Annotated in this window: 10 protein-coding genes; 3 read left to right on the forward strand and 7 right to left on the reverse strand. The window is 73.1% G+C overall.

Translation table 11 applies throughout. The features are described 5' to 3' along the window. Window positions 1-41: 41 nt before the first annotated feature. From ACFU5J_RS02540 to ACFU5J_RS02555, 4 genes are all read right to left on the reverse strand, one after another. Entirely contained in the window at window positions 42-1352 is a 1311-nt protein-coding gene (locus ACFU5J_RS02540; RefSeq protein ID WP_430577699.1) for an ABC transporter substrate-binding protein, read from the reverse strand. 65 nt (window positions 1353-1417) lie between these two features. Continuing rightward, a complete protein-coding gene (locus tag ACFU5J_RS02545; protein WP_430577760.1) occupies window positions 1418-2347 on the reverse strand; it encodes a carbohydrate ABC transporter permease in 930 nt (309 codons plus the stop codon). A gap of 7 nt (window positions 2348-2354) precedes the next feature. Next, window positions 2355-3317: a carbohydrate ABC transporter permease gene (locus ACFU5J_RS02550; RefSeq protein WP_430573722.1), complete on the reverse strand. Its 963-nt coding sequence runs from the start codon at window positions 3315-3317 to the stop codon at window positions 2355-2357. Between the two features lie 14 nt (window positions 3318-3331). Further along, window positions 3332-4750: an extracellular solute-binding protein gene (locus tag ACFU5J_RS02555; protein ID WP_430573723.1), complete on the reverse strand. Its 1419-nt coding sequence runs from the start codon at window positions 4748-4750 to the stop codon at window positions 3332-3334. A 113-nt stretch (window positions 4751-4863) separates the two neighbouring features. Here ACFU5J_RS02555 and ACFU5J_RS02560 point away from each other — a divergent pair, with 113 nt between their 5' ends. The 3 genes from ACFU5J_RS02560 to ACFU5J_RS02570 all read left to right on the forward strand — a co-directional run bounded on the left by ACFU5J_RS02560 (window position 4864) and on the right by ACFU5J_RS02570 (window position 11379). Beyond that, complete coding sequence (locus ACFU5J_RS02560) at window positions 4864-5964, forward strand: LacI family DNA-binding transcriptional regulator (protein WP_430573724.1); 1101 nt, start codon at window positions 4864-4866, stop codon at window positions 5962-5964. Window positions 5965-6056: 92 nt separating this feature from the next. After that, a complete protein-coding gene (locus ACFU5J_RS02565) occupies window positions 6057-7925 on the forward strand; it encodes a glycoside hydrolase family 2 protein (protein WP_430577700.1) in 1869 nt (622 codons plus the stop codon). Window positions 7926-8025: 100 nt separating this feature from the next. Then, the gene (locus ACFU5J_RS02570; RefSeq protein WP_430577701.1) at window positions 8026-11379 is read left to right on the forward strand and encodes a GH92 family glycosyl hydrolase; all 3354 of its coding nucleotides are present in this window, start codon (window positions 8026-8028) and stop codon (window positions 11377-11379) included. A 16-nt stretch (window positions 11380-11395) separates the two neighbouring features. Here the strand turns inward: ACFU5J_RS02570 and ACFU5J_RS02575 are convergent, their stop codons facing one another. The 3 genes from ACFU5J_RS02575 to ACFU5J_RS02585 are packed head-to-tail and all read right to left on the reverse strand — an operon-like array spanning window position 11396 to window position 13297. Then, complete coding sequence (locus tag ACFU5J_RS02575) at window positions 11396-11926, reverse strand: GrpB family protein (RefSeq protein ID WP_430577702.1); 531 nt, start codon at window positions 11924-11926, stop codon at window positions 11396-11398. A 49-nt stretch (window positions 11927-11975) separates the two neighbouring features. After that, on the reverse strand, window positions 11976-12701 hold the full coding sequence (locus tag ACFU5J_RS02580; RefSeq protein WP_430573728.1) for a ZIP family metal transporter: 726 nt from the start codon (window positions 12699-12701) through the stop codon (window positions 11976-11978). 17 nt (window positions 12702-12718) lie between these two features. Next, window positions 12719-13297, reverse strand: coding sequence for a DNA-3-methyladenine glycosylase I (locus tag ACFU5J_RS02585; protein ID WP_430577703.1), 579 nt, complete (start codon window positions 13295-13297; stop codon window positions 12719-12721). Window positions 13298-13365 lie beyond the last annotated feature (68 nt).

Genomic DNA, 13365 nt, shown 5'->3' on the forward strand with positions numbered 1-13365 from the left:
CCCGAGTCTCGCGGCCCGGGGGTGCCTGCGCGCGGCGTGGCTCAGGACTGCTTCACCGTGTCCTGCACGTAGGCGAACCACTGGTCCACGAACTGGTCCTCGGTGAGCTTGCCGTACTGGACCTCCTCGGACAGGCGCGCCATCTCGGCCTCGATCTCCCCGTAGCCCTCGACGGGCACCGGAGCCGGCTCCGTGACGTCGTCCTTCGCCGCGTCCTCGTAGGCGATGAGGCGGGAGTCGGGCGACCCGTCCTCGAGCGCCATCGCGTCCTTCTGCGCCTGCGTCGCGGGGACGCCCTTGCTGGTGCCGAAGATCTCGCCGACCCGCGGGTCGTTCGTCATGAAGTCGATGAGCGCGGCCGCCGCGTCCGGGTGCGACGAGCTGGCGGACGCCGAGAGCATGACGCCGGAGTGCCAGTACATCTTCTTGCCGTCGTCCCCGGTCGGGATGGGCAGCAGCTGCAGGTCGTCGCTGCCGAGCTCGGCCACGTAGTTGGGCATCAGGGTGTCCCAGTTCGCCTCGGCGACCACCTCGCGCGAGTTCAGGCCGGTCTTCGGCTCGAGCTGCGCCGCGCGCTTCGCCGGGAAGAAGACCTGGGCGTCGCGCAGCGGCGCCCACAGGTCGGCCCAGGCCTGCACGTCGTCCTTCGTGAAGGCGATCTGCCCGTCGTCGGTGAACGGCGCCCTGCCCTGCTGCACCAGCCACTGCAGGAACCAGGGGCTGTTCCCCGTCATGTCGCCGATCGGGTACACCTGCGGGTCGTGCTTCGCACCCGCCTCGGCGACGTCGGCGAACCAGGAGATCAGGTCGTCCCAGCCGTAGCCCTCGGCCGGGGGCTCCACGCCGAGCTCCTTGAGGAGCTTCGCGTTGTAGATGATCGACTGGGTGTTGAGGCTGACCGGGACGGCGTACGTCGTGCCCTCGATCTGGCCCGAGGCGAGGGCGGTGTCGTCCACGCCGTCGACGTCGAGGTTGACCCCGACCTGGCCGTCGAGCTCGGCGAGCTGGCCCGTCGCGCCGTACTGGCGCACGTAGCCGGCGTCCATCTGCACGACGTCCGGCAGCGCGCTGCCCGCCGCCTCCGTCGACCGGGCCGTCCAGTAGTCGTCCCAGGCCTGGAACTGGGTCTGGACGGTGACGTTCGGGTGGTCCTCCTCGAAGAGGTCGATCGCCTTCTCGTACTTCTCGGCGCGGTCGTCGTTGCCCCACCAGGCGAACGAGAGCGTGATGTCCTCGTCGGTGGAGACCGGCGCCGCCGGTCCGGCGTCGGCGCCCCCGTTGCCGCAGGCGGCGGTGAGACCGATCGTCAGGGCCACGGCGGCGACGGCGCCGCTGAGTCGTGCGAGCTTCATGGGTTCCTTCCGTCCCGCGGCGGTGCGGGATGTGGCTGGTCCGGTCGTCGTGCGGTGGGCCGGTGCTACTGGCCGCCCATGCCGGTCGTGGCGACGCCCTGCACGATGCGCCGCTGGAAGAGCATGAACACCACGAGCAGCGGCAGGGCGGCGATCATCGCCGACGCCATGTTCTGCGCGTACTGCACGCCGTAGGCGTTCTTCACGGTCGACAGGCCCACGGGCAGGGTCATGAACTGCGGGTCGGTCGTGACGATGAACGGCCACAGGAAGTTGTTCCACGCGCCGATGAACACGAAGATCGCGACCGCCACGAGGATCGACTTCGACAGCGGCAGCACGATCGTCCAGAAGAGCCGCCACGTGCCGGCGCCGTCGATGCGGGCGGCGTCGAGGAGCTCCGTGGGGATGGCGTCGAAGAACCGCTTGAGGATGAACACCATCACCGGGGCCACGACCTGCGGCAGCACGATGCCGGCGAACGTGTCGACCAGGCCCATCGCCTGCATCTGCTTGAACAGCGGCACGATGAGGATCTGGCCGGGCATCATGATCGACGCGACGGTGAGGAACTGCAGCAGGCCCCGGCCCTTGAACACGGTCTGCGAGAACGCGAACGCGGCCATCGCGGAGATCAGCACGGTCAGCGCTGTCACGAGGACGGCGACGACGAGGCTGTTCCACATCCAGCCCAGCAGCTCGCTGTTGCCGAGCACCTGGCGGTAGGCGTCGAGGGTCCAGCCCTGGCTGGGCCACCACGACGCGGGCAGCGCGGCCTCGGCCTCGTGCTTGAAGCTGGTGACGGCGCCCCACGCGAGGGGCAGCAGCCACAGCAGGGCCATGACGACGAGGGCGGCGAGCGCGGCGGCCCGCACCCACGGGGACGGCCCGATCGTCAGCTTGGTGAGGGTGCGGTTCTCGGCCCGGGTCTGCTGCGCCGCCGACCGGCGCGCGGCGACCAGCGTGGAGACGGAACCCTGGGCGGACTCGGCGATGGCCACGTCAGGCCTCCTTCTTCGACGGCAGCAGCCGGACCAGCGTGAACACGAGGATCAGGGCGAAGAACACGTACGAGATGGCCGACGCGTACCCGAGGCGGTAGTTGGTGAAGCCCGTGTCGTAGACGTACTCGAGGATGGGCCGCGTGCTGCCGTTGGGGCCGCCGGCGGTGAGCAGGTAGATCTGGTCGAACACCTTGAGCGACGCGAGCAGCTGCAGCACGACGATCACGCCGGTGATGGTCTTCAGCTGCGGCAGCGTGATCGAGAACAGCCGCCGCCAGCCGCCGGCGCCGTCGATGGTCGCGGCCTCGTACTGCTGCTGCGGGATGCCCTGCAGCGCGGCCAGGTAGAGCAGGAAGTTGAACCCGACGGTCCACCACACGGTGACCAGCGCGATGGAGAACATCGCGACGTTCTCGTCGGTGAGCCAGCCGATCGGGCCCAGCCCGAGCTTGGCGATCCAGACGTCGAGCAGGCCGATCTCGGGCTGGAACAGCCAGCTCGCGAGGGACGACACGACGGCGCTGGTCAGCAGGAACGGCGCGAAGAACGACAGGCGCCACACCCACTGGCCGGGCAGGCCGGTGTGCACCAGCAGGGCCATGAGGAGCGCGACCAGGATGAGCGGCACGGTGCTGAGCACCGTGAACCACACGGTGTGCAGCAGCGTCTGCCACACCTGGGGGTCGCTGAAGGCCTCGATGTAGTTGTCGAAGCCGATGAACGAGCTGTCCGTGGCCGTGAGGCTCTGGTCGGTGAAGCTCATCCACAGGCCGTAGATCGTCGGCCACAGCAGGAAGAGCCCGGTCGCTGCCGCGAACGGGGCGATGAACAGGTACCCGGACCGGTCGCGTTCGCGCAGCGAGCTGCGGACGGTGCCGGCGGAGCCGCGGGTGCGGGTGCTCGACGGGCGCCGGGAGGGGCGCGCGACGGGGGCGCTCAGTGACGTGCTCGAGGCGGTCATCGTCGTCCTCTCTCTCAGGCGGGGCTGGGCTGCGAGAGGAAGCGGTTCATCTCGCTGAGCATGCGGTCGACGGCGGTCTTGGGGGACGCCTTGCCGGACAGGGTGTCGGTCATGGAGTCGCCCATGCGCGTCTGGAAGTCGCTGCCGCCGCCGGTGAACCAGGCGTCGGGGTCGAAGACGGCGATCTCGGCGGCGGGCGCGTAGTCGCGCTGCGGCGTGAGGTCCTGGTACTCGGGCGTCTGCACGACGGGCTGGTACGCCGGGATGTGGCCGGCGCCCGCCCAGGTGAGGCCCTCCTTGAGGAGGCCGGCGAGGACGCGGTACGTGGCCGCGCGCTTCTCCGGGTTCGCGTGGGCCTGCTTCGGCAGCACGAACGAGTGCGAGTCGGCGTAGTTGGCCGGCGTGTCGAAGATCGTCGGGAAGGGCGTGCCGCCGACGTCGGGGATCGCGTCCCGGAACATCGGCAGGTCCCACTCGCCGGAGAACATCAGCCCGGTGCGCTTCGACATGAACCGGCCGGAGGCGGCGCCGCCGTCCTGGTTCGTGGCCGCGACCTTGCCGTCCACCATCGCCTGGAGGAACTCGAACACCTCGGCGGCGGCCTGCTCGTCGATCTCGGCGGCCTTGCCCGGGGTGAGGTCGTAGCCGCCGCCGTTCTGGTTGTACAGGCCCCAGAACATCCGCCAGCAGCCGGCGGGGTCGCGCAGGTAGCCCCACGAGACGCCCGTCTCGCCCGTGACCTCCGCCATCGCGCGGCCGGCGTCCAGGAACGAGTCGGCGCCCGGCGCGATGTCGAGCTTGCCGTCGGCGTCGAGCAGGCCGGCCTTCCCGGTGATCTCCGGGTTGTTGAAGGCGATGTACGGGTGCGTGTCGAGCGGCAGCGCGTAGAGCTGGCCGTCGAACTGCGCCTTCTCCCACACCGCGGGCGCGAAGTCCTCCTGCGTGATGCCGAGGTCGGCGAGCGCGCCCAGGTCGAACGGCTCCAGCAGCCCGCCGGGCGCGTACCCGGCGAGACGCGACATGTGCATCACCGCGGCCTCGGGCGGGCGGCCGCCCGACGACGCCATCGCGAGCTTCGTGTAGTACGGCGCGCCCCAGGCGAGGGTCGTGGAGTCCACGGAGATGTCCGGGTTCTCGTTCGCGACCGCGCCGACCATCTTCTGCATGAGGGCGCCGTCGCCGCCGGAGAACAGGTCCCAGATCATCACGGACGTGCGGCCCGAGCCCGACGCCGTCGGCGTCGCGCACCCGGAGAGCGCGCCGCCCAGCGCGATCCCGCCGGCCCCGACGAGCGCGGCCTGGAGCAGGCCGCGGCGGCTCCATCGCGGGACGTCGTCCGCGGGACCACCCGTGCCGGACCGGGTACGTCGCCCGGGTGCGTGGCCCGGCCACGCTCCTCCCGGCGACGCTGAACTGCGCTGCATGGTCTTCATCGACCCTCCTTGGTGCAACGTTGCGCTCCAACGTGGGACCACGATGGACTAGGGCGGGCGACCCGTCAAGAGATCCAGCAAGGTTCATCGCGGGCCGCCGGAGGGAGACGTGGATGTCGGGACTCGAGGACGGCAAGGAGCGCGCGGGCACCGTTGCCCGGGGCCGCGGGTCGGGCCGGGTGGGGATCAAGGACGTCGCCGCGGAGGCGGGCGTCTCGTGGAAGACGGTGTCGAACGTCGTCAACGGGACGGGGCGCGTCGGGGACGACACGCGGGCGCGCGTCGAGGAGGTCATCGCGACCCTCGGCTACCGCCCGAACCTCGCCGGGCGGCAGCTGCGCCGGGGGCGCACCAACACCCTCGCCCTCGCGGTGCCGTGGGTGCACTCGCCGTACTTCTCGCTGCTGGCGCACATCGTCATCGACGTCGCGGGGCGGCGCGGCTACCGGGTCCTCATCGAGGAGACGCGCACCGAGCGCGACGCGGAACTGCAGGTGGCACGCGGTTTCCAGGTGCACTCGATCGACGGGATCATCTTCTCGCCCCTCGCGCTCGGCCCCGCCGAGATCGCCGAGGTGCGCGGTGAGACGCCCATGGTGCTGCTCGGCGAGCGGGACGACCCGGGGCACGACCGGCGCTGGCGCACCGACCACGTGAGCATCGACAACGTCCGCGCGGCCCGGGAGGTGACGGAGCACCTGCTCGCCACCGGCCGCCGGCTGGCGTTCGTCGGCGCGGAGTCGGTGGCGGACCGCTCGGGCACCCCGCGGCTCCAGGGCTTCCGCGAGGCGCACGCGGCGCGGGGCCTGGACGTGGACCCGCGCTGGATCCTCCCCGTGCCGCAGTTCTCCCGCCCCGCGGGCGTGGCGGCGGTGGAGTCGGTGCTGCCCCGCATCAGCGAGGTCGGCGGCCTCGTCTGTGCCAACGACGAGCTCGCCCTGGGCGTCCTGCACGCGCTGCGCCTCAACGGGGTGCGGGTGCCCGAGGACGTCGCGGTCACCGGGTGGGACAACATCGAGGACGGGCGGTTCTCCCATCCCACCCTGACCACCGTGGCGCCGGACCTCGAGTCCATCGCGGAGGCGGCCGTGGAGCGCGTGATCGCGCAGGTCGAGCGCCGTTCGGAGGGCGCGGGGAGCGGGGACGTGGACGTCGTCGTCCCGCACCGGCTCCTGGTGCGCGAGAGCAGCCGGGTGGTGCCCGTCGACGACTGAGACGCACCAAATCCTGATTCAACGTTGCATCTTTTCGCGTTCCCCTGTTGAATCGGCGGCGCACTGTCATCCACGCGCAACGGAGCTCAACGATGTCCGTCCTCGATCGACTCGATCCTCCCTCCGCCCCCACCGGCGGCGAGATCCCCCGCCCCGAGTACCCGCGCCCGCAGGTCGTGCGCGACCGCTGGCTCAACCTCAACGGCTCGTGGGGGTTCGAGATCGACCCCGGTGACTCGGGCCTCGAGCGCGGCCTGCGCGAGCGCGCGCTCGACGGCACCATCACCGTGCCGTTCGCCCCCGAGTCCGAGCTCTCGGGGGTGGAGAACACCGACTTCCTCGAGGCGGTCTGGTACCGCCGCGAGGTGACCGTCCCCGCCGACTGGGAGGACGTCGCCGGGGCCGACACCCACGTGCTGCTGCACTTCGGCGCCGTCGACCACGACGCGACCGTGTGGGTGGACGGCACCGAGGTGGTGCGCCACCGCGGCGGGTTCACGCCGTTCACGGCCGACCTGTTCGGCGTGGCGGCGCCGGGCGACACGGTGACCGTCGTCGTGCGGGCCCGCGACCACCGCGGCATCCCGCAGGCGCGCGGCAAGCAGTCCGGCCTGTACGCCAACAAGGACTGCCACTACACGCGCACCACCGGCATCTGGCAGACCGTGTGGATGGAGCCGGTGCCGGGCGCCAGCCTGCGCCGCCCCCGCATCACGCCCGACCTCGCCGCCCGTGCCCTCGACGTGCGCGTGCCGCTCACGCAGAACCGCCGCGGCCACCACGTGGTCGTGACGGTGACCGACGCGGACGGCGTCGTCGCCACCGAGACCACGCGCGCGGACCTGGACCTCGCGCCCTCGCTGCGCGTCGTGATCCCCGTGGACCGGGTGCGCCCGTGGTCCACGCAGGACCCGCACCTGTACGGCGTCGAGGTGGAGCTGCACGACAGCGCGGGCGACGTCGTCGACACCGTGCGCTCCTACGCCGGCCTGCGGTCCGTGGCGATCGAGGGCAAGGCGATCCGCATCAACGGGGAGCCCGTCTTCCAGCGCCTCGTGCTCGACCAGGGCTACTGGCCCGAGTCGCTCATGACGGCGCCGAGCGACGCCGCCCTGCTGCGCGACGTCGAGCTGGGCCTCGAGGCCGGCTTCAACGGCGCCCGCCTGCACCAGAAGGTGTTCGAGGAGCGCTACCTGTACCACGCGGACCGCCTCGGCTACCTCGTGTGGGGCGAGTTCGGCGACTGGGGCTCCGGCGACTTCGGCCGCAAGGACGACCACCAGAAGCCGACGACGTCCTACGTCGCCGAGTGGCTGGAGGCCCTGGAGCGCGACTTCTCCCACCCGTCGATCATCGGCTGGTGCCCGCTGAACGAGACGCACCAGCTGCTGCACGACCGGATCACGCAGCTCGACGACGTCACGCGCGCCATGTTCCTGGCGACGAAGCTCGCGGACCCGTCGCGCCCCGTGCTCGACGCCAGCGGCTACTCGCACCGGGTGCTCGAGACGGACGTGTGGGACTCCCACCACTACGAGCAGGAGCCCGAGGCGTTCGCCCGCGACATGGCCGGCCTGAAGACCGACCAGCCGTACGCGAACGTCTACGACGAGGGCCCGATCTCGCTGCCCTACAAGGGCCAGCCGTACTTCTGCAGCGAGTACGGCGGCATCTGGTGGAACCCGGAGGAGGCCGCGAAGGCCGCCGGCGACGACCGCAGCGAGTCGTGGGGGTACGGCCAGCGCGTGGCCGACGAGGAGGAGTTCCACACCCGGTTCGCCGGCCTCACCGACGCCCTGCTCGACGACCCGCTGATGTTCGGCTACTGCTACACGCAGCTCACCGACGTCTTCCAGGAGCAGAACGGCGTCTACCGCTTCGACCGCTCCGAGAAGCTCGACGTCGACCGGGTGCGCGCGGTGCAGGTGCGCCCCGCCGCCTTCGAGAAGGACGCCGACTGACACCAGGCACCTCGACGTAGCGATTCGGTCGTCTCCCGCCCCGGGAGGCGACCGAATCGCTGCGTCGGCACCCTGACGACAGCCCCACCGAGGAGACCCGATGACGCACCCCACCTCGTTCGCGACGTCCTTCGAGCCCGGCGACCCCGCGCCCCTGCCGACCCCGCGGCACGCGCCGCTGGTCGTGCGCGTGGGGGACGGCCCCGCGGCCGGCGCCACCCACAAGCACCGGGCGGGCTTCACCGGCCTGCACGCGCTGGGCTTCGCGGGCCTCCGGGAGGAGGCCGGTCCGGTCACGCACGTGCTGTTCCGCGGGCTCGGGGTCGAGGTGGGGCCGCGCACGCGGCTGAGCTACGTGGTGCTGCCGGACCTGCGCGGCGACCTGCGGTACCCGTCCACGTACGTCGCGCTCGACCTGGCGTTCACCGACGGCACGTTCCTCTCCGACCTGCCCGCCACCGACGCCCACGGCACCGGGGCCACCGCCCGCGCCCAGGGCGAGGGCAAGATCCTCTACGCCGACCAGTGGAACTCCGTGCGGGTGGACGTCGGTGCGGTCGCCGCCGGCCGCACCGTGGACGCCGTCCTGCTGCGCTGCGACCCGCCCGAGGGCATGACCGACGCCGCCTTCTCCGGCTGGGTGGACGACGTCGCCCTCGTCGCGGAGCCCGCCGTCGCCGGCGGCACGGGTCTCGTCGACCTCGTCGACACCCGCCGCGGCACGATGTCGAGCGGCCAGTTCTCGCGCGGCAACAACGCGCCCGCCACGGCCGTGCCGAACGGGTTCACGCTCTGGGTTCCCATGACCGACGCCGCCTCCCAGCGCTGGCTGTACGAGTACCACCGGGCCAACGACCACCGGAACCGGCCCGTGCTGCAGGGCTTCGGCGTCTCGCACCAGCCCAGCCCGTGGATGGGGGACCGCAACCAGCTCGTCGTGCAGCCGGCCGCCGGGCCGGGGGTCCCGACGGCCGCGCTGGGCGCCCGCGGCCTGCCGTTCGACCACGCCGACGAGACGGCCCGCCCCGACCTGTACGCCGTGACCTTCGCGGACGGCCTCACCCTCGCCGCCGCGCCCACCGACCACGGCGGCGTGCTGCGCTTCGGGTTCCCCGCCGGCACCCCGGGCGCCGCCGGGCACGTGCTGCTCGACACCGTCACGACGGCCGCCGGCGCGGCGCGCCTCGACGCGCACCCCGACGGCACGGTGACCGGCTGGGTCGACGACGGCAGCCCGCTGTCCGTGGGCCGCTCGCGCATGTTCGTGGCCGGCGTCTTCGACCGGACGCCGGTCGCCGTGGGCGCCGCAGCCGGCGACCGGCAGCACGCGCGGTACGCGAGCTTCGACACCTCGGGCCACGACGGGGAGGGCCTCGTCGTCGAGCTGCGCCTCGCGACGTCGTACCTGAGCCTCGACCAGGCGCGCCGCGCCCTCGACCAGGAGCTCGCCGGGCGGTCGTTCCCCGAGGTCCAGGACGCCGCGCGGGCGCTGTGGGAGGAGCGGCTCGGCGTCGTCGAGGTCGCCGGCGCCACCGACGACCAGCGCGTCACCCTGTACTCCAACCTCTACCGCCTGCACCTCTACCCGACCTCGCACACCGAGAACGCGGGCACGGTCGACGCCCCCGTGCGCCGGCACGCCAGCCCGGTCGCCCCGCCCGTCGGGCCGAGCACCGACACGGCCACCGGTGCGGCCGTCGTGGACGGCCCGATGATGGTCAACCACGGGTTCTGGGACACCTACCGCACCGCCTGGCCGGCGCTCGCGCTGCTGGACCCCCGGCGCACGGCCGAGCTCGCCGACGGGTTCGTGCAGCAGTACCGCGACGGCGGCTGGGTCTCCCGCTGGTCGTCACCGGGCTACGCCGACCTCATGACCGGCACCAGCTCCGACGTCGCGTTCGCCGACGCGTACCTCAAGGGTGCGCTGCCCACCGCCCTCGCCCTCGACGCCTACGACGCCGCGCTGAAGAACGCCACCGTCGCGCCCCCGCACGACGCCGTCGGCCGCAAGGGCCTGGAGACGTCCGCCTTCCTCGGCTTCACCCCCGCGTCCACGCACGAGTCGGTCTCGTGGGGCCTCGAGGGCTGCCTCAACGACTTCGGCATCGGCACGATGGCGGCGGCGCTCGCGGAGGACCCGGCGACGCCGGACCACCGGCGCGCGGACCTGCGCGAGGAGTCCGCCTACCTGCTGGACCGCGCCGGCCAGTACGGGGCGCTGTTCGACCCGGAGGTCGCCTTCTTCCGCGCGCGCGGGGCCGACGGCGCGTTCACGCCCGCGGCGCGGCACTTCGACCCCGACGACTGGGGCGGGCCCTTCACCGAGACGAACGCCTGGAACTTCGCCTTCCACGCGCCGCACGACCCGCGCGGCCTGGCGAACCTCTACGGCGGCCCCGCGGGCCTGGAGGCGCGGCTCGACGAGTTCTTCTCCCGGCCCGAGGACGGCACCCACGTGGGCGGGTACGGGCAGGTCATCCACGAGATGACCGAGGCGCGAGACGTGCGGCTGGGGATGTGGGGCGTGAGCAACCAGCCCTCGCACCACGTGCCCTGGCTCTACACCGCGGTGGGCGCGCCGGCCAAGGCCCACCGGATCCTGCGCGAGGCCCTGCGCCGCCTCTTCGTCGGCAGCGAGATCGGCCAGGGCTACCCCGGCGACGAGGACAACGGCGAGATGTCCGCGTGGTGGCTGCTCGCCGCGATCGGCCTCTACCCGCTGCAGGTCGGCTCCCCGCGGTACGCGGTGGGGTCGCCGCTGTTCGACGCGGTCACGATCCACCGCCCCGACGGCGACCTGGTGGTCCGGACCGTGGGGAACTCGCTGGAGAACGTCCACGTGCAGTCCCTCACCGTGGACGACGTGCCCCGCAGCGCGGCCTGGCTGGACCACGCCGACCTCGCCGGGGGCACCACCGTCGAGCTCGTCATGGGTCCCGAGCCGTCCGCCTGGGGTACGGGCCCCGACGACGCGCCGCCGTCGCTCACCGGCGGCGACGCGCCGCCCGCCCCGCTGGCCGACGTCACGCGGGCCGGCACCCTGCGGGTGGACGACGACGCGCAGGCCGACGACGCGGGGAGGGTCGCCGAGCTCCTCGTCGACGACACGTCGGCCACCGCGGCCGTGTTCGCCTCCCGCACGCCGGTCGTCACGTGGTCGGCGCCGGCGGGGGAGCGGCCCGAGGTGCTGCGCTACACCCTCACCTCGGGCCCGGGCGGCGCCGCCCCGGCGGCCTGGCGGCTGGAGGGCTCCGACGACGAGGGCCCGGACGGCACGTGGACCGTGCTCGACGAGCGGTCGGGCGAGGTGTTCCGCTGGGCGCGGCAGACGCGCCCGTTCACCGTCGCGCGGCCGGGTCGGTACGGCGCGCTGCGGCTAGTGGTGACCGAGGCCGACGGCCAGGGGCCGCTCACGCTCGCGCAGGTGGAGCTGCTCGCCGGAGGGCGGTAGGCCGCGACAGGCCCGGCTACTTGTCCCAGGCGGTGGTCGGGGGGAGCCCGCGCGCCGCGCGCTCCTCGTTGAGCAGCGTCTCGACGAGGTCGCGCTTGGCCGCCGTGTACTCCCGGCCGTCGGTGAGCGTGGCGGCGAGGCGCGTCTTCAGCTCGCCGTACCGGCGGCGCGCGTCCGCGTCGTGCCGCAGCCTGTCGCGGAACAGCCGCTGCGGGCAGGAGTCCCACCCGTCGAAGGCGAAGACGTGCAGGATGTGGGTGCGCGCGCCGTCCGGCGACATCCGGACGTAGACCCCGTGGTTCGCGGGCCCGGACCGGAGCTGCCGGTACTCCAGCGGGGCGACCGCCTCCGCGAGGCCGAACGGGTCGGCGCCGGGCGCCGCGCGGGCGCCGAGGTCGAGGATCGGCTTCGCCACGAGGCCCGGAACGGCCGTGCTGCCGATGTGCTCCAGGTCGACGACGCGATCGCCCAGGTGCGCGCGCAGCCGGACGGCCTCCGCGCGGAACTCCTCCGCCCACCCGGGGCGGTGCTCCACCAGCCGGATCATCGGGCCGACCCTAGCGGCCGGGCGCCGTCCGCCGGAACCCGCGTGCCGCCTATCCCAGGGCCGACAGCCCGAACGCGGTGGCGAACCCGAGCACGGTGACCAGCCCCGTCACCGGCCCGCCGAACTCCGTCGCCTCGGGGATCATCGTGTCCACGAGCATGGTGAGCAGCGCGCCCGCGGCGAAGGACTGCACGATGGCGATGGTCGCCGGGTCGGCGGTGCCGAGCGCCGCGTACCCGACGCCCGCGGCGAGCGCGGAGACCAGGGTGGTGCCGCCCCACAGCAGGGCGAGGCGGGCGGTCGACGTGCCGGCCTGCCGCAGCCCCACGGTGGCGGCCATCGCCTCCGGCAGGTTGGACACGAACACGGCCGCGAGCACCGCGATGCTCACGCCGCCGCCGCCGACCAGCGTGGAGCCCAGCACCACCGACTCCGGGATGCCGTCCAGCACCGTGCCCAGCGCGATCGCGCCGCCCGACCCCTCCGACTGGGCGCCGGTGGACCGCTTGCGGTCGACCCCGCCGCGCCGGTCGATGAGCAGGTCGCCCACGAAGAACGTCAGCGCGCCGGCGGCGAGACCCGCGAGCAGCACCCACCCGCTCGCGGCGCGCGACGCGTCCTCCACCAGGTCGTACGCGACCGCGCTGATGAGGACGCCGGCGCCGAACGCCATGATCAGGCCCGTGAGCCGCCGGCTCGGCGTGCGCCACAGCACCAGGGCGGCACCGATCAGCAGCGACGAGCTGCCCAGCAGGCCCCACCAGAACCCCAGCACCCGACCATTCGACCAGGTCAGGCGGCGGCATGCCCGTCGACGACCGGGCACGTGGCGAGATGGTCGTCCACCAGCCCGCACGCCTGCATGGCCGCGTACGCCGTCGTCGGCCCGAAGAAACGGAAGCCCTCCTTCTTGAGCGCCTTCGCCAGCGCGACGGACTCGGGCGTGCTCGCGGGCACCACGTCCCACGCGCCGAGCCGGTGCTCGCGGGCCGGGGGAGCGAACGACCAGAACAGCTCGTCGAGCGTGCGCCCGTCGTCGTGCAGCGTGAGCACCGCCCGCGCGTTGCCGATCGTGGCCTCGATCTTCTGGCGGTTGCGGATGATGCGCGCGTCGCCGAGGAGCCGCTCCACGTCGTCGGGGCCGAGCGCCGCCACGCGCTCGGGCTCGAAGTCGAGGAACACCTCCCGGAACGCGGGCCGCTTGCGCAGCACGGTGATCCAGGACAGGCCGGACTGGAACCCCTCCAGCGCGATCCGTTCCAGCAGCGCGGCCTCGCCGTGCACGGGCACGCCCCACTCGGTGTCGTGGTACGCCTCGTACAGGGGGTCGCCGTCGCCGAAGCACCGGGCGGCGGGGGTGGTCGTCGTCATGCCCCCAGCGTGCACGCAGGGCCCGACACCCGCGGAGATCATCCGCGGGTGCCGGGCCCTGTGCGCAG

Origin of the sequence: Isoptericola sp. NPDC057559 (genome assembly GCF_042801555.1) — a bacterium.
GTDB lineage: Bacteria > Actinomycetota > Actinomycetes > Actinomycetales > Cellulomonadaceae > Isoptericola.